Genomic DNA, 15,439 nt, shown 5'->3' with positions numbered 1-15,439 from the left:
CGAAATCTCCCATGGCATTCCATACATTCGGCATTGTATTTCAACAAAAAAAGCCGGCTCTTGCGAACCGGCTTTCCTAAAAGATCGAAAAATCAATTATGCTTTCGAGATATCCCGAAGCGCTTTGATTTTATCATGAGCAGCATTGATATCACTTGCCTGGCTGCTAACGATTTGTTGCGCATCCAAAGTAAGTCCTTCGCTGGTCAAAGCATCTTTGTATGCTTTTTTGATTGCGTCCTCGCCGCGTTCTGCTTCTGACAAAATGCTCGCACGGTCACTTCCACCAAACAATGATTTTACGTCAATCCATGCACGGTGCAATGTTCCGCTTACGCTTTTATCGCCTTCCAAATGTGGTGCTGTTCCTGCGATTGCAGACAATTCCTGTACATTTTTACGGCTTTGCTGCGCATATCCTTCGAACAGCGCCTTCAAATCTATATTCTCATCATTAATGTCCTCGATAGCTTTTTCAAATCCAGCTACGCGGTCATTGTTAATTTCAATCAAATCATTAATTACATCTGTTGTGTTTTCGATAGTTGACATGTTGTTTTCAAGTTTGTTTGTTTCAAATGCTACGAATACCGTGCCATGACGTGTGGAATGGACGAAGACATTCTGAATTTTGTGTTTAATTTGTCGCTTCTTGTTTGAAATCAAATCGACTGCATGTCCATCAGCGCCACTATGCCAACAGCTCTAAAACTTCTGCTTACAGCGATTTTAATTACCCACCTTTTCAGCTGTAAAAGCCAGAAAGACAGCCCCAAATTCAATTTTGCCGATGGGATTTACCATACTAAACTGAAAGGGCAGAAGCAGCAGGTTTATGTTGAGAATTCAGAAGATTCCATTTCCATATATGCATTGCAGCGCGGCTGGCGCAATGCGGCGATCAAGCCATCTGAGCTGACCAGGAAAACTTTTGCCCAAAACAAATCGAACAAAGACCTGGAAAACAGTAAATACTGGCAAAATGGTTTTGACGTCGACATCCTCACGATTCCCATCAAGTTCCGGCCAAGTACGAAGTCGTTTCCAAGCCAGTATAGCAACCATTTGAACGGTGCGGTCTATCTTGGTTATAGGACGGACGTTTACAGAATGTCGTTTAAGAAGGACCCGATCGGTGGAATTCATGAAAAGGTGAAACATTACGGGATTTCCGGCGGCTTCATCACGGGTTTCGGCGTAACGCCAATGAATCCGTGGGTAACAAATAATGCGCTTGCCATTGAATATGACGGACTGGCGTGGTCCAAAGGAGCCGCCGTGGTCATGGGTGTTGAAAATTTTACTTTTGGATTAATTGCTGCGATAGACCATCTGCTGGACGGGAACCGGCGCTTATGGATTTATCAGGGCAAACCCTACTTTGGCGTGGCCGTAGGGCTTAACCTGAATTAGTATTGATTTATAAATCAAAATGTTACACGTTCTTTTCCCGGATATAATCAGCCATTGAAGACACCGATTTAAATGCTTTTCTGCTTTCTTCGGGTTCAAGCACTTCAATCCCGTAATGCTGCTCAAACATCACGATCAATTCCAGCGCGTCGATGGAATCCAGGCCGAGGCCGGAGCTGTGAAAAAGGGGCTTGTCGTCATCAATGTCGGCGGGAGAAACGTCTTCCAGGTTGAGTTGTTGAATAATGTGTTTTTTAAGATCTTCTTTAAGGCTGTCCGGCATCGCAGTAATAAGTTGAACTGAGTATATAGGTTAAAAGTGGCTTCTCATCACCCGGGAAGCCGTCGGCGAGTTGGTCATATAAAAATCATTCCGCTTACTGGGCAATAATATAAGGTGATGATTGCGAAAATGCGACGCCGCTGTTGGTGATCACATCCATCATTTTCAGGAGCAATTCTTCCTGAATTTCCAGAAACACATCCATCTCCGCCGTATCAATGTAAGCGAAAACCTCAATTTTAATTCCATTCAGCCCGACGCCGATCATCCTTACCCGGGCCGGGGCGGGATTTACCCGCGGGTGTGTCAGCAATACGTGGCGCAGATCGGGAATCAATTGCCGGATGCGATCAGGAGGTGTTTCCATGCTCAGCAAAAAGATCGGGTGATACCAGAAACGTTCGCGATGCGCATAGTTTTCAATTTTCAATGATGAAAGCTCGCCATTTGGAATTGTAACAACCGTGCGGTCATTTGTCCGGACTTGCGTGGCACGCATCCCGATGCGTTCAATCGTTCCGGTAATGTCGCCGACTTTGCAAAAATCACCAACCCGGATCGGCTGGTCGGCGATAATGGTGACGCTGCCGACAAAGTTTTCGACCGTTTTTTGCGTGCCGAGTGCCAAAGCAATCCCACCAATTCCTAATGCAGCAATCCCCGTCGTCACATCAAATCCGAGTGTATCCAGAATCATGATCGCGCCCACAACGACCAAAGCGATTTTCAAAACCCGCCGCAAAAACAGGATAGCAGAAACGGCTGACTGGTTTTGATAACGTTTCATGCGACGCTCCGTAACCCTGCCGATCACATCCAGCAATTGCCAGATGAGGAGGATTACCGCAACCATGCCCACAATTAATGTTAGATTACTGAACCGCTGCCGCACCACAAGCGAAATGCCGGCTTCACGACTAAAGAAGATAAAAAGCCAGATCGCCAGATATAGCTGAGCCGGAAGTGAAAATGCCTCAATTACGCCAAAGTAAGGGTCAGTGCCTGCTTTTTTATAAATTTTTGGAAAAATAAAAAGGAAAGAACGCGCAATGCCCAGCGCAAGCAAATACGACGCGATCAACAGCAAAACCGTGGCGATCCAATGTGCAATGGGCACGCCTCCCCACTTGTATTTGAGCATGAATGCAGGAGAAATATCGCTGATCAGCGTGCTTGCCGCAGCATCTTCCATACGAACCGGCAGACGTTCCAGGGTTTGGGTTGAAAACAGCCATATCGGATTGCCTTGCTTATCCTGAAAACTTTCCAGTATCAGGTCAAAGGATTCATTCTCAAAGGTTATGGCGCCAATACGGTCCAGATTAGGACCCAGATTATCGTCTGTTTTTCCTTCGGGCTCATTGCTGATCCAGGAATAAGGATAAATACGGCCGTTCACTTCTAGCAGTGCCTGCAAGCCCTTTGCCTGAGCGATGGTGCTTTGGCGTTTGCGCAGTGCCGGATCGTGCCGGATGTATAATGCTGCTTTGCGGTAATCGTTTTGGAAACTTGCTTTTAAAAAACCATCAATCGTGCCGCGGGGCGAACGCCGGCCCAGCGAATCGGGCGGATACACGGTTTTTGCCGGACGCGCAGAATCGGCGGGCATCATCGGAAGCTGCGCAAAGGCAATGGAAAAAGTGGTAATAAACAGCAGAAATGCAAATAGCAGACCTTTACGGGAGGCAATATTGACTTGTAATTTTAGCATCGTCGGGTAACATTGATATTACCAAGACGTAAATTTTGTGCCAAAGGTGCCTGCCGATCATTTAAACACATTAACCCGGAGAAAAACCTGTCCATTGAGCGCTTTGAGCGGATATGCATCCAGTTTGGAAACACTCGTGACGGGCATCAGCACATTTAGACCAACCTGGAAACGACCGGGCGTAAGAAGGAGTCCGGCTTTTATGGCGAACAAATTGGGATTGATATGATCATTCAATCCGGCTGACCTGGTTAAAGTGGCAAGCTCGCCGGGCAATATCTTTCCTTGGTAATTCTCAAATTCCTTCCTTACCAAAGCATTCGACCAAATGCTGTAAGATGCACCGGCGCTGAACGCGAAAATTTTGGTGGCCTGAAAGTGATAATACAGGCTAAAATTAAGCCCTGTTGCTTTTATAAGCCGTACATTATTGTAACTCGTCACCGAGTCGTTGCTTAATGTGGAATCTATGGCGTGCACCACCATTTTGCCATTGCCAAAATAATTATGACGCGGTGAGAAAGTAAATGACAACATATGCCGGTGCCATCTTTTCGAGACAAAGATGCCCGGTATGGCCAGCATTGCCGGTTTGTTCACGCTGTCTTTTCCGGCAAAAATATAATCCGTCTGCGCAAGTGAACTGCTTATCCCCCACTCCGGACCGATTTGCAGCCGTCCATTTTCCATACGTTCGCTTTGCTTTCTTGCCGGCTCGATCCGCTTACGCTCAAATGTTGGGATAGCGATGGAATGTCTTGTTGGATATTTAGAACTGATATTTTTGATTGAAGTCAAAAGTTTTAGCGGGGCAATGCTAATGCGCGGGCTTATACTTTTGGCAATAACTTCACTTTTATCAACACTTGTGGTTTTGCCAAAATCAGAATTAAACGGTTCTGTATCAACATTTTTCGAAAGATTTCCAGCTTTTTGCGTGATTCCTTTATTCTCAGTTTTAGCCCTACTAAATGGCTCATTACTTGTCCTATTTGGAGATGATTGCTTTTTTGAGACCAAGCTTTTTTCCCTGATTGGGCTAACCGGTTGCGCTGCTACACGCTTATTTTCAACTGATTTCTCTGATCTAGATTCCGGAATGTCACGCTTAACTTTCTCATTTGCCGAAGCGATCTTATTTTGATGCGCTATATAAAGGCTGGAATCTGCTTTTCCCGAAGGCACAGCTTGCAATTGCCCCGTGTCCGCAGATGCCGAAGATTTTGGAATGTCTTCTGACTTAATGTCTTTTTCAATGTTTAAAGGATCAGCCGAATCAATATTTTTTACATTAGGCGAAGTTATAACGGACTTTGAATCCAATGTTTTCACCAAAATAACAGCCAAAGCAACGGTCGCGGCACCGGCAGAAATCAGCGCCCATTTGTATTGCACCAGTTTCGCCATAATGCCAGGATCGCCGGCAGGCGGTGGCGTGATGCCGAGCAGACTGTCCATTTGCGTCCACGCGTCGTCTGCCGGAATTTCTGGATCCGGCAGCCGTTCGTGGCTATACTTGTTGATATGTTCGTTTTTCTTTTTCACATTCAACGAAGTGACTTTTCAAAAATGGATTTCAATCTGCTCCTGCTTTCACTCAAATGCCATTTAACGGTGCCTTCGCTAATTTCCAGCGCCTCGGCTATTTCCCTGATTGAGAATCCATCCAGATAAAATAATCCGCAGATCCTTCTTGTTGCCACGGGCAATTGCAGCAGATAAATGTGAATGTCTCCGGCAGTGAGCGCATCCAGCGGATTTTCACTGGAAACGAAACCCATTTCGTCATCAATTTCCTGGTAATCGAAATATTGGTTTTTTTGATCGCGCAGCAATGTCAGCGCTGCATTTCGCACCGTTGTGTACATCCAGTTGAAAAACGCACCGTTTTCGGGATTGTATTGATCGATGTTCTTAAATACTTTCAGCATTCCATTGTTCAATGCCGTGAGCACATCGTGTTTTTCTTCAAAAAAATTCTTGCATAAGGCAAACAGCGCAGGGTAAAATCGCCGGTACAGCTGTTCCTGACTCTGACGTTCCCTGCGCCGGCATCCGGCCAATATAGATTCGAGGCTCTCCAAATGTTTTTTATTAGAACCTTGCTAATGCGTTTAAGCTTATTGCGCGGATATGGAATGCTTTAAATAGACTTGGTCGTGAAAGTAACACCCTGATTATGTGGCCAGTCGAAGGTGTAACCCTTGCCATTTCGTTTGAAAGTGCCTTCGTAAGTCTTGCCTTTAAACTTAATGCTGAGCTTGCCCGACGCGCCATCCTTAATGTCCCGGTCGACCACCAAAACGCGCTTCGACGGAGCCTCGCCGGTTGTGCAATCCCAAATTACATTAACATTTGTAACTTCACACGCATAATTGTCACCGGTTTTCGCACCCGAAACGCCGAGCTCATTTTCAAGACATTTGTAAGCATTTCTGGTGGTCAGTTTCAAGTCCAGATAATTGGCAGAATCGGCAAAAGTGCGCGGCGTCACGATGAGCTCATCATCCGCCTGGATCTGCTGCGTGTAATCGGGCCTGATGTACATTTCATTGATCACTTCCACACTAATGTAAGCTGTGTCGGCACCGAGGCTGTCAATGGCAGCAATCGTATATTTCCCCGGCTCCTGGAAGTAAATTAATCCCTGCGTCCCATTTGTTTCAACGACTTGCTTGGGTGTAACGCGCCACATGACATTAGGTGTTTTCCCATCGACTTTGGTAAAAAGCGTTGGTTCCTTCAACTTGATCCCGGTCGTTTTGGCGGTTTCGATCCGCGACCCGCCATTCGCATCTCGCAACGACTTCTCGGTCACGGGAGCAGGCGATTCACGCTCCATTTTGCTCCGCTCGCAAGCAACAAGCTGCACAAAAAACAAGGCGATCAGCAACACAAATGTTTCTTTTTTCATGGCTATAAGATTAAAGTTTAAACAAATCGACCAGGTGAATCCCGTCAATAAAATAAACTGCAACAGGCATGCAGAAGGTTGGGTGGGTTTTGAAATTAATTTCTCTAATTAGCATCTATGAAAATCAAATACACCCTCCTCCTCGCCCTTCTTCCATTTCAAACCTTTGCGCAGCAGAAATTAGCCGTCGCTGAAAAATCTCCTGTGCAAGAGGTTGCAGCTAATGCAGCGGTGCAGGCGGATAGTTTGGATATTTTTATTTTGTCTTTAATGCAGAAAAGGCAGGTTCCTGGGTTGTCGCTGGGGGTTATTGAGGGTGGGAAGATTGTTAAGGCTAAGGGTTACGGATTTATTGACAAAACGGGCGCTGTGCCGGTGACCGAGTCGACATTGTTTCAGGCGGGCTCGATTAGTAAATCCGTTGCCGCTGCCGGGGCTTTGTATTTGGTTGAGCAAAATAAATTGTCCCTTGATGAAGACGTTAATGCTAAGCTGCGCACCTGGAAAGTGCCTGAAAATGAATTTACCAAAGACAAAAAAGTAACATTGCGCGGTTTGCTTAGCCACACGGCGGGACTGACGGTTCAAGGATTTCCGGGTTACAATGCGAGCGGTCCCATCCCTTCCGTTCCTCAGGTTCTTGACGGAATTACGCCTGCTAACACAGGTGCAGTTCGGGTCGATTTCGTTCCCGGAAGCCAATGGCGCTATTCGGGTGGCGGATACACGGTTATGCAGCAGCTTGTGATCGATGTAACTGGTAAAACATATCCGGACTATATGCAGGAGGCTGTATTGAGGCCATTAAACATGCGCGAAAGCACTTTTGAGCAACCACTTTCTACCGACAAGGCAAAGCTGACAGCGACTGCACATTCCAGCGATAAGAAACTGGTTAACGGCCGCTGGCACATTTATCCCGAAATGGCGGCAGCCGGATTGTGGACGACGCCTTCTGACCTCGCCAGGTTTGCAATCAGCATTCAAAACGGCTTCACAGGTAAGCCAGGTTCGGTCTTATCGCAATCCATGACGGAACAAATGTTGACAGACCAGAAGAATAATGACGGATTGGGACTGTTCCTCGAAGGCGAAGGTTCGACCAGGCGCTTTGGACATGGAGGCCGGGATGAAGGTTTTGATGCTTTGATGACGGCTGGTGTTGAAACCGGTCAGGGCGTTGTGATCATGATCAACACCAATGACAATGCCCGGATGCTGAACAAGATTTTTGAAGCCGTTGCCGTTCATTACCAATGGAAAGGTTTTGCTTCCCGCAAGCCGATCAACCGGATCGCTGCCAAGGTCAGCCCGGCGAAGCTTGCCGCTTTTGAAGGAAGATATGAGCTTGAAAACAACTGGATGCTGACCCTCCAATCCGAAAACAACCGCCTCTTTTCATTGGCTGACGGCTTGCCGGACGAAGAATTTGTGCCCGTATCGGCAACGCAGTTTGCTTCCACAGAACGTGATGCTTCCTTCACTTTTAGCCCGGATGCAAAGGGAAAAGTGACCGAATTTATCTGGAAAACAGGCAATGAGGAGCGGAAAGTGCCGCGCATAGGGCCGCTGTTTTCAAATGCAAAACCAGCCACAGATCCCGATCCGGCCCGCACAAAACGCATGGGACCAGCCCTGAACGCCTTAGCCAAAGGTGGTAAAATGTTAGAAAATGCTCCCGGGATCGCGAGCGGCACCCGCAGCGCTTTTGTACAAGGCACACGCGGCCTGAACGGCATTAAGTCCATCCGATTTGTTCACACTGAGCAAGTTGCCGGCAGAAAAATCCAGCGCCACGGCAGCGACATTGCCGAAATCACAACTTACCTCATCAGCGGAGACGACCCGGACCGGTTTGTGCTCGTTCACCTCACCGCAGAAGGGCTCATTGCCGATTGCGACGTGGTTAATAAGTAAAAAGTTTTTAACGCCAGGCAACCATTTGCCGGGTGAGATTCTTCTTACCAACAGAACATTCGCAAGCGACATTGATTACGCTATCCACCATTCACAAGGCTCAGCAAAAGGACGTCTGTTCGCAGCGGAAACTTTTCGATGCCTATGGTAAAATCCTGCACCGGATAGCGCGAAGATATTTGTCGGATAGGCAGAAAGTGGAAGATGCCGTTGCGAACTCCATTTTCATCATGCTGGAAAAAATCGGCCCTTGCAGCTTCGAGACTGTCGGCGCGTTTGAGAGCTGGATCAAAAGGCCAAATGGAAACCACCCGCACGCAGCTGGAAAAAGCAATCGATGAAGCCATTAAAGAGTTTCAGGCCAAGGCCGATATTTATCAAAAAACCGCCGGGCAAATGACTGAAATCATCCGCGCCGACAAGGAAAAAGAACTGGCCAACTTACAAACCCGGATCCAGGATATGCGGAACAAAGCACAGTTGTCGTTGCAAAACAAGCAGCAGCAGCTTATGGAGCCTATTTTCAACAAGGTTAACACCGCAATTCAGCAGGTGGGGAAAAAGAACGGTTATTTTTACATCTTCAACATGGATGGCGGCGAAGGCACAGTCCCATTTATTCTGTTTGCAGGCGCGGAAGAAAACAATGTAACCAATCTGATCCTGAAAGAGCTCGGTATTAATCCGGATCAACCCTCAGCACCTTCGAAATAAAAATCTGGCTGGCGATGCGCTGGAACAGTTTTACAGTGGTTTTTGGCAAAGCACTAAAATATGCACAATCCTGAAACTAGTCCGGAAAAACCGCCACTCGTTGCCACACTTATAATGGCTGCGCCGGCCCAGGAATATTTCAATGCGCTTCGAAAAAAGCATTTTCCGCCGGAGCGAAATTATTTAAATGCACATTTGACGCTTTTTCACGCATTGCCCGACGAGCCCTGGGTTGTGGCGGATCTGACGGAACTTGCCCAGGATCAAATGCAGTTTCAGGTTACTTGTCAAAATATCGTTTCCCTTGGCAGAGGCACGGCTCTTAAAATTGTGTCGCCGCAACTTCCGGCATTGCATGAAAAGTTGCGAAAACGCTGGTCTGAATCGCTCACTGCGCAAGACAGACAAAAGCGAAACTTTCATGTGACGATACAAAATAAAGTAGAGCCGCAATCCGCGAAAGAACTGCAAGCGGCGCTTGTGCAGCAATTCGAACCATTTGAGTTTGCCATAAGCGGAATTCAGTTATGGCGTTATCTCGGCGGTCCCTGGGAATACGTCCGCGACGTGCATTTTCCTCACTGATTCCTGGCAAGATTTTTATAATCCCGATGCGATTTTTAAATCCATCAAACAACTAAAACTATGTCAGATCAAAAATATGCCTTGATTACCGGCGCGACGAGCGGGATCGGGCTTGAACTTGCGCGGTGTTTTGCACAGGATAAATACAACCTCGTGATCGTGGCGCGCAGCCAGGAGGAGCTGGAACGCACGGCTTCCGAGTTTACACAGCAATATGGCATCGAAGTGGTGCCGATCGCGAGCGACCTTTTCAGGCGGGAAGCGCCATTTGAAGTGTATGAAGAAGTGACGCGGCGCGGAATTACGATCAATGCATTGGTGAATGATGCCGGCCAGGGTCAGTATGGCGAGTTTGTGGAAACAGACATTAACCGCGAGCTCGACATCATTCAGCTGAACATTGGGGCTTATGTGTCTTTTACCAAATGTTTTTTGAAAGAAATGGTTGCGCGGAATGAGGGAAAAATACTGAATGTGTCCTCCATCGGCGGCGAAATGCCCGGTCCGTTACAATCCGTTTACCACGCTACAAAAGCATTTGTGACTTCATTCACCGAGGCAATCCGAGACGAAGTGAAAGATACGAATGTTACCATAACCGCATTGCTCCCAGGCGTAACTGACACGGATTTCTTCCGGAAAGCCGACCAGGAAGATGCTAAAATGGTGAAAGAAGGCTCGCCCGCAGATCCTGCAAAAGTGGCCCGGGACGGTTACGAAGCATTAATGTCTGGTCAGGACAAGATCGTTTCGGGGCTCAAAAACAAAGCAATGGTTGCATCCAGCCACATAATGCCTGACACGGCGGTGGCAGCAAATATGCATAAGATGATGGAGCCTGTGAAAGATGAGGAGAAATAAGGTTTTGGGTGTCGAAAAAGCAAAAAACCGGACAGCAATGCCCGGTTTTTTGATATAATATTAAGATCAGATCAGCTTATCCGGCGTGATCGGCAGTTCCCGGATCCGCTTCCCGGTCGCATTAAAAATAGCATTCGCAATTGCAGGCGCGACGCCGATAATGGCAATTTCACCCAAACCTTTACTACCAACCGGATCGGCCAGCAAATCGGGTTTGTTTACGAAATATACATCAATGTCCGGCACATCGGCGTGAACCGGCACGTGGTAATCGGCCAGGTCTTTGGTCACATATCGGCCAAACCGGTGATCAATTACCGCATCTTCGGTTAATGCCATTCCAATGCCGCCCGTTGCGCCGCCGATCATTTGACTAGCCGCGGTTTTCGGACTTACAATGGTGCCCGCGTCCGCGCAGCAAACAATTTTCTTCACCCTAACCTGCCCTGTCGCCGGATGCACATGGACTTTGGCAAAGTGCATCGAGAATGCATTCATCGAATATTTATTCCGGTTTTCGTCGGGTTTGGATTCGTTGGTGGTCTCTATTTTTTCAATGTTATTTTGTTTGAATAAATCGGCAAGCGTCGTTTTAGCGGACTTACCACCGAGCTGTAAATCGTTTTTGTCAAACATTAAATCATCCGGTTTTGCAGAAGTAAAAGCCGTATTCCCTTTGGCAGCTGCCATGGTGATAAGCTGTTCTTTCAATGCATTGCAAGCCGCCAGCACCGCAGGGCCAACGCTATTCACGGTCGACGAGCCTCCCTGCAAACCTGCATTGGGAAACTCCGAGTTACCGAGGTGGAATGTGATTTTTTCAGTCGGGATACCCGTTGTGTTGGATGCAATCTGCACCATTGCCGTTCCAGTTCCGGGGCCAATGTCGGTGATCGCGCAATGCATCACGAGGTTACCATTCTTGTAGAGTTCTGCATGGACCGTTGCCGGACTGCGATTTGCACCGAATGTGCCCGTTCCCATTCCGTAACCCACCAGCCAATCGCCTTCCCGAGCTTCGCCTGGTTTCAGTTTCCGGTTGTCCCAGCCAATGCGCTTTTTGCCTTCTTCATAGCATTCCCGCATGTATTTGGTCGACCACGGCATATTCTTGTCTGGGTCGGATTCGGTGTAATTCGCAAGCCGGAAATCGATCGGATCCATGCCGATTGCATGCGCCATCTCGTCCATGGCTGATTCCAGTCCAAAAGCACCGGTTGCCTCACCCGGCCCGCGCATCCAGATCGGCGTGGCGACATTGAGCGGCAGAATCCGGTAACGCGTGCTCTACACTCGGCGACGCATACATCATCCGCGTTTGCTGCAATGTGGATTCGGTAAATTCTTCGTAGCTGGAAGTCTGTCCTATGGATTCGTGATTGATCGCCACCAATTTTCCATCTTTTGTCGCTCCCATTTGTATTCTCTGCCAGGTGCGTGGGCGGTAACCCACCATCGTGAACATTTGTTCGCGCGTCAAAACCAGCTTAACCGGTCGCTTAACCTGTTTTGCAGCAATAATAGCAGCCGTTTCGTGCGGCCAATTATGTAATCCATTTCCAAATGCGCCGCCTACAAATGTGGTAATGCACTTCACATTCTCCTCCGGCAAATTCCACTCCTTGGCAAAATTCTTCTGCGTCATTTTGGTGCCCTGCACCTTGTCGTAAACCGTCAGCTTATCGTCGGCTTCCCAATGCGCGATGATCGCCTGCAATTCCATCGGGTTATGCACCTCGGTCGGCAACACATATTCCGCCTCGATTTTCACGGGTGCAGTTTCAAATGCATCCTTCTGTCCGCGGTCGTAATCTGCTGTGGGTGATTTCGGGTTTTTCTTGGCAGCATTCGGAAGCTTTGCATTCTTCGCATTCGCTTCCAGGTCGGTCTGATGCTGCTCTTTGTTATACTGGATTTTTACCAAAGAAGCGCCATACTGCGCCTTTTCCAGACTCGTCGCCACGACTGCCACAATCGGCTGATCATTGGAAACGACTTTATTATCGAAAAACACGCGCAGCGGCTGACCATTCGTCGGCGGCTCCGAAGGGTGCTCGCCTTTCGGCTGGTAACCCGGCACTTTGATCGCATTCACATGCGAAATCACTGCCAGCACACCCGGCGCGCGTTCGGCGGCTTTGGAATCAATGCTTTTGATGGTGCCCTTCGCAATCCGGCTTCCCACCAGCACAGCGTAAGCCATGTTAGCCAACGGATATTCGGCCGAGTATTTGGCTGCGCCGGTTACTTTCAGGCGGCCGTCCACCCGGTCGAGCGGCTTGTAATCTTTTTTATCAAAAAATGCTTCGTTCATGATCTGTCAATTTCGGGGTTAGGATTACACCAGGCCAGCGGCATTTTTCAGGGCTTCCACAATCACATTCGGGCCGAGTTTCAGTTTGAATGCATTGTATTTGTAAGCCTTCGCACCTTGCATGGCGATCTCCGCAGCTTGTCTGAACGTTTCCTCCGTAGCCGGTTTGCCTACCAATGCTTTTTCCGCCTCTTTCAATCGCCACGGCTTGTGCGCCACGCCGCCCATCGCCAATCTCGCATCCTTGATCACTTTCCCGTCCATGTTCAAAGCCGCCGCCACCGATAGCAATGCAAATGCATAAGAAGCACGGTCGCGGATTTTCATATAATGGCTGTTTTTGCTGAATGCATTGTCCGGGATCTCCACCGAAATGATCATTTCATTGTTTTGGAGCGTGTTATCCTTGTCGGGTTGATTGCCCGGAAGCCGGTGAAATTCCTCAAACGGAATGCGTCTTTCACCTTTCGGGCCTGCTACCAAAACCGTCGCGTCCAATGCGACCAGCGCGATGCACATATCGCTCGGGTGCACAGCAATGCACTGCTCGCTTGTGCCGAACACGGCATGCATCCGGTTCAAACCTTCCAATGCGCCGCATCCGGAACCCGGTTCGCGTTTGTTGCAAGGCAAAGCCGTGTCGTAAAAATAGTGGCAACGCGTGCGCTGCATCATGTTTCCGCCAACTGTTGCCATGTTCCGGATCTGCGCCGACGCGCCTGCGTTCAATGCCTGGGAAAGCAGCGGATGTTTCTCAATGATCAGTTTGTGATCGGCTACCTGGCTGTTCAATGCCAATGCACCGATGACGGTTCTGCCGTTTTGCTGCTGAATGTCTTTGAGCGGGACTTTGTTAATGTCCACCAGTTTGGTGGGCGCGGTAATGTTCCGCTTCATTAAGTCGACCAGGTTGGTGCCGCCGGCGATGAACTTCGCATTGCTGCTATTTGCCAGACCGGTGATGGCCGCTTTCGTGGTCGTTGCGCGTTCGTATTGGAATTGTATCATGATTTCTGCCCCCCGTTTTTAACTTCCTGAATTGCCTTCACAATGTTGGGATAAGCTCCGCAACGGCAAATATTCCCGCTCATGAATTCCCTGATATCGTCCTCATTATTGGCATGACCTTCGTTAATGCAGGCAATACCGGACATGATCTGTCCGGGCGTGCAGTAACCGCATTGAAAACCGTCGTGTTTGATAAAAGCCTGCTGCATCGGATGCAGCTCTTCGCCTTTTGCCAGCCCTTCAATGGTCGTAATCTCCTCACCCTCATGCATAATGGCCAGGCTCAGGCAGGATAGCACGCGCTGCCCATTCACATGAACCGTACACGCGCCGCATTGACCATAATCACACCCTTTTTTGGTCCCGGTCAAATCCAGCTGCTCGCGGAGCACATCCAGAAGCGTCGAGCGCGGTTCGAGATTAAGCTGCTTTTTCACACCATTTACCGTCAGGTTTACGGGCGTGGTTTCGAATGCAGTATGGATCTTCTCCTCCACCTCCAACTGCGCTGCTTTCGAGACCGTCGCGGGCGCAACGGCAATGGCGGTTAAGATGGAAGTCGTTTTTAAGAAATCGCGCCTGGAATCGCTGCTATGCGGATTTTCAGGCTTATCGGGTGCGTGGTTTTTGTTCATGGTGAGTGTTGATTAGTGCAAATCCTTACTTCTTGATGGAAGCCAGATCGATCACGAAACGGTATTTTACATCGCCCTTGATCATCCGTTCGTAAGCCTCGTTGATCTCCTGAATGTCGATCATTTCAATGTCCGCGACAATGTTATGCTCGCCGCAGAAATCCAGCATTTCCTGTGTTTCCGCAATGCCGCCGATCATGGAACCTGCAAAACTTTTGCGTCCCTGGATCACGCTGAAAGCAGCAACCGGCAGCGGATTTTCAGGTGCGCCAACCAATGCCAGCGAACCATCCACGCGAAGCAAACTCAGGAATGCATTGATATCATGCTCCGCCGAAACAGCGTCGAGAATGAAGTTGAGCTTGCCCGTGTAAGCAGCCATTTGATCCTTATCTTTTGACAAAACCACCTCATCCGCACCTAATCGTTTTGCCTCACCAAATTTTGATTCCGAAGTCGTGAATGCAACCACGTGCGCGCCCATTGCTTTCGCGATCTTGATCCCCATGTGGCCCAAACCGCCGATTCCTACGATCCCTACCTTTTGACCCGGTCCTACATTCCAATGTCTCAATGGAGAATATGTGGTAATTCCAGCGCATAATAACGGAGCCGTAGCCGCCAGATCAAGGTTTTCAGGAATGCGTAAAACGTAATTTTCATCCACCACCACGCTTTCAGAATAACCGCCGAAAGTAGGCGTGTCCAGGTATTTGTCCGGCGAATTATAAGTCCCCGTCATGCCTGGCTCGCAATATTGTTCCAGACCTTCCTGGCAATACTGGCACTCGCGACATGAATCCACAATGCAACCCACACCCACCGTGTCGCCTACTTTGAACTTGGTTACATGATCACCGACGCGGATGATTTTTCCCACGATTTCATGACCCGGAACACAGGGATAGATCGTGCCGCGCCATTCGTTTTTAGCCGTGTGAATGTCGGAGTGGCAAACACCGCAATATTGAATTTCAATTTGAACGTCATGCGGAGTTGGCACTCTGCGGTTGATGTCCATTTCATTTAAAGGTGCGTCGGCTGCTGTTGTGCCGTAGGCTTTGATGTTTGTTGTTTCAGTCAT

17 protein-coding genes are annotated in these 15,439 nt (G+C 48.5%); 6 read left to right on the top strand and 11 right to left on the bottom strand.

Going from position 1 to position 15,439, the window contains the following annotated elements; translation table 11 throughout:
* Positions 1–96 precede the first annotated feature (96 nt).
* Positions 97–552 carry a ferritin-like domain-containing protein gene (locus AC0IYG_RS08370; protein WP_471710643.1) on the bottom strand — a complete coding sequence of 152 codons (456 nt, stop codon included), beginning with the start codon at positions 550–552 and terminating at the stop codon, positions 97–99.
* Positions 553–693: 141 nt separating this feature from the next.
* On the opposite strand from AC0IYG_RS08370, the gene AC0IYG_RS08365 reads away from it, so the two are divergent.
* On the top strand, positions 694–1,413 hold the full coding sequence (locus AC0IYG_RS08365; RefSeq protein WP_471710642.1) for a hypothetical protein: 720 nt from the start codon (positions 694–696) through the stop codon (positions 1,411–1,413).
* 22 nt (positions 1,414–1,435) lie between these two features.
* On the opposite strand, the gene AC0IYG_RS08360 is transcribed toward AC0IYG_RS08365, so the two are convergent.
* The 5 genes from AC0IYG_RS08360 to AC0IYG_RS08340 form a co-directional block, all read right to left on the bottom strand.
* Positions 1,436–1,696: a phosphopantetheine-binding protein gene (locus AC0IYG_RS08360; RefSeq protein WP_471710641.1), complete on the bottom strand. Its 261-nt coding sequence runs from the start codon at positions 1,694–1,696 to the stop codon at positions 1,436–1,438.
* A gap of 94 nt (positions 1,697–1,790) precedes the next feature.
* Entirely contained in the window at positions 1,791–3,407 is a 1,617-nt protein-coding gene (locus AC0IYG_RS08355; protein ID WP_471710640.1) for a mechanosensitive ion channel family protein, read from the bottom strand.
* A 57-nt stretch (positions 3,408–3,464) separates the two neighbouring features.
* Positions 3,465–4,952, bottom strand: coding sequence for a hypothetical protein (locus AC0IYG_RS08350; protein WP_471710639.1), 1,488 nt, complete (start codon positions 4,950–4,952; stop codon positions 3,465–3,467).
* A 2-nt stretch (positions 4,953–4,954) separates the two neighbouring features.
* Entirely contained in the window at positions 4,955–5,491 is a 537-nt protein-coding gene (locus AC0IYG_RS08345) for an RNA polymerase sigma factor (protein WP_471710638.1), read from the bottom strand.
* Positions 5,492–5,550: 59 nt separating this feature from the next.
* Complete coding sequence (locus AC0IYG_RS08340) at positions 5,551–6,321, bottom strand: hypothetical protein (protein ID WP_471710637.1); 771 nt, start codon at positions 6,319–6,321, stop codon at positions 5,551–5,553.
* A 117-nt stretch (positions 6,322–6,438) separates the two neighbouring features.
* Between AC0IYG_RS08340 and AC0IYG_RS08335 the strand changes: the two genes are divergently transcribed.
* From AC0IYG_RS08335 to AC0IYG_RS08315, 5 genes are read left to right on the top strand one after another with little or no spacing between them, the layout of a single operon-like run.
* Positions 6,439–8,238, top strand: coding sequence for a serine hydrolase (locus tag AC0IYG_RS08335; protein WP_471710636.1), 1,800 nt, complete (start codon positions 6,439–6,441; stop codon positions 8,236–8,238).
* Between the two features lie 32 nt (positions 8,239–8,270).
* Entirely contained in the window at positions 8,271–8,579 is a 309-nt protein-coding gene (locus AC0IYG_RS08330; protein ID WP_471710635.1) for an RNA polymerase sigma factor, read from the top strand.
* A complete protein-coding gene (locus AC0IYG_RS08325) occupies positions 8,539–8,952 on the top strand; it encodes an OmpH/Skp family outer membrane protein (protein WP_471710634.1) in 414 nt (137 codons plus the stop codon). Before AC0IYG_RS08330 ends, AC0IYG_RS08325 begins: the two co-directional genes overlap by 41 nt.
* A 60-nt stretch (positions 8,953–9,012) precedes the next feature.
* Positions 9,013–9,537 carry a 2'-5' RNA ligase family protein gene (locus tag AC0IYG_RS08320; protein ID WP_471710632.1) on the top strand — a complete coding sequence of 175 codons (525 nt, stop codon included), beginning with the start codon at positions 9,013–9,015 and terminating at the stop codon, positions 9,535–9,537.
* A gap of 60 nt (positions 9,538–9,597) precedes the next feature.
* Complete coding sequence (locus AC0IYG_RS08315) at positions 9,598–10,398, top strand: SDR family NAD(P)-dependent oxidoreductase (protein ID WP_471710631.1); 801 nt, start codon at positions 9,598–9,600, stop codon at positions 10,396–10,398.
* 66 nt (positions 10,399–10,464) lie between these two features.
* On the opposite strand, the gene AC0IYG_RS08310 is transcribed toward AC0IYG_RS08315, so the two are convergent.
* From AC0IYG_RS08310 to AC0IYG_RS08290, 5 genes are read right to left on the bottom strand one after another with little or no spacing between them, the layout of a single operon-like run.
* Positions 10,465–11,637, bottom strand: coding sequence for a xanthine dehydrogenase family protein molybdopterin-binding subunit (locus AC0IYG_RS08310; RefSeq protein ID WP_471710630.1), 1,173 nt, complete (start codon positions 11,635–11,637; stop codon positions 10,465–10,467).
* Positions 11,621–12,712 carry a xanthine dehydrogenase family protein molybdopterin-binding subunit gene (locus AC0IYG_RS08305; protein WP_471710629.1) on the bottom strand — a complete coding sequence of 364 codons (1,092 nt, stop codon included), beginning with the start codon at positions 12,710–12,712 and terminating at the stop codon, positions 11,621–11,623. The genes AC0IYG_RS08310 and AC0IYG_RS08305 overlap by 17 nt, the downstream gene beginning before the upstream one ends.
* 24 nt (positions 12,713–12,736) lie before the next feature.
* Positions 12,737–13,720: an FAD binding domain-containing protein gene (locus AC0IYG_RS08300; protein WP_471710628.1), complete on the bottom strand. Its 984-nt coding sequence runs from the start codon at positions 13,718–13,720 to the stop codon at positions 12,737–12,739.
* The gene (locus tag AC0IYG_RS08295) at positions 13,717–14,355 is read right to left on the bottom strand and encodes a (2Fe-2S)-binding protein (protein ID WP_471710627.1); all 639 of its coding nucleotides are present in this window, start codon (positions 14,353–14,355) and stop codon (positions 13,717–13,719) included. The genes AC0IYG_RS08300 and AC0IYG_RS08295 overlap by 4 nt, the downstream gene beginning before the upstream one ends.
* Before the next feature lie 25 nt (positions 14,356–14,380).
* Positions 14,381–15,439 (bottom strand): NAD(P)-dependent alcohol dehydrogenase, encoded by a 1,059-nt coding sequence (locus tag AC0IYG_RS08290; protein ID WP_471710626.1) that lies wholly within the window; start codon positions 15,437–15,439, stop codon positions 14,381–14,383.

The sequence above is a fragment of the Dyadobacter sp. AC419 genome (assembly GCF_979253085.1).
This window is presented reverse-complemented; position numbering and strand designations above follow the sequence as displayed.

Bases quoted from the DNA above. Each gene is read 5' to 3' on its own strand.
- AC0IYG_RS08365 (WP_471710642.1), top strand. From the start codon at position 694: ATGCCAACAGCTCTAAAACTTCTGCTTACAGCGATTTTAATTACCCAC.
- AC0IYG_RS08335 (WP_471710636.1), top strand. From the start codon at position 6,439: ATGAAAATCAAATACACCCTCCTCCTCGCCCTTCTTCCATTTCAAACC.
- AC0IYG_RS08315 (WP_471710631.1), top strand. From the start codon at position 9,598: ATGTCAGATCAAAAATATGCCTTGATTACCGGCGCGACGAGCGGGATC.
- AC0IYG_RS08305 (WP_471710629.1), bottom strand. From the start codon at position 12,712: ATGAACGAAGCATTTTTTGATAAAAAAGATTACAAGCCGCTCGACCGG.
- AC0IYG_RS08310 (WP_471710630.1), bottom strand. From the start codon at position 11,637: ATGCGCGGGCCGGGTGAGGCAACCGGTGCTTTTGGACTGGAATCAGCC.
- AC0IYG_RS08290 (WP_471710626.1), bottom strand. From the start codon at position 15,439: ATGACTGAAACAACAAACATCAAAGCCTACGGCACAACAGCAGCCGAC.
- AC0IYG_RS08300 (WP_471710628.1), bottom strand. From the start codon at position 13,720: ATGATACAATTCCAATACGAACGCGCAACGACCACGAAAGCGGCCATC.
- AC0IYG_RS08325 (WP_471710634.1), top strand. From the start codon at position 8,539: ATGGAAACCACCCGCACGCAGCTGGAAAAAGCAATCGATGAAGCCATT.
- AC0IYG_RS08340 (WP_471710637.1), bottom strand. From the start codon at position 6,321: ATGAAAAAAGAAACATTTGTGTTGCTGATCGCCTTGTTTTTTGTGCAG.
- AC0IYG_RS08295 (WP_471710627.1), bottom strand. From the start codon at position 14,355: ATGAACAAAAACCACGCACCCGATAAGCCTGAAAATCCGCATAGCAGC.
- AC0IYG_RS08370 (WP_471710643.1), bottom strand. From the start codon at position 552: ATGTCAACTATCGAAAACACAACAGATGTAATTAATGATTTGATTGAA.
- AC0IYG_RS08320 (WP_471710632.1), top strand. From the start codon at position 9,013: ATGCACAATCCTGAAACTAGTCCGGAAAAACCGCCACTCGTTGCCACA.
- AC0IYG_RS08360 (WP_471710641.1), bottom strand. From the start codon at position 1,696: ATGCCGGACAGCCTTAAAGAAGATCTTAAAAAACACATTATTCAACAA.
- AC0IYG_RS08355 (WP_471710640.1), bottom strand. From the start codon at position 3,407: ATGCTAAAATTACAAGTCAATATTGCCTCCCGTAAAGGTCTGCTATTT.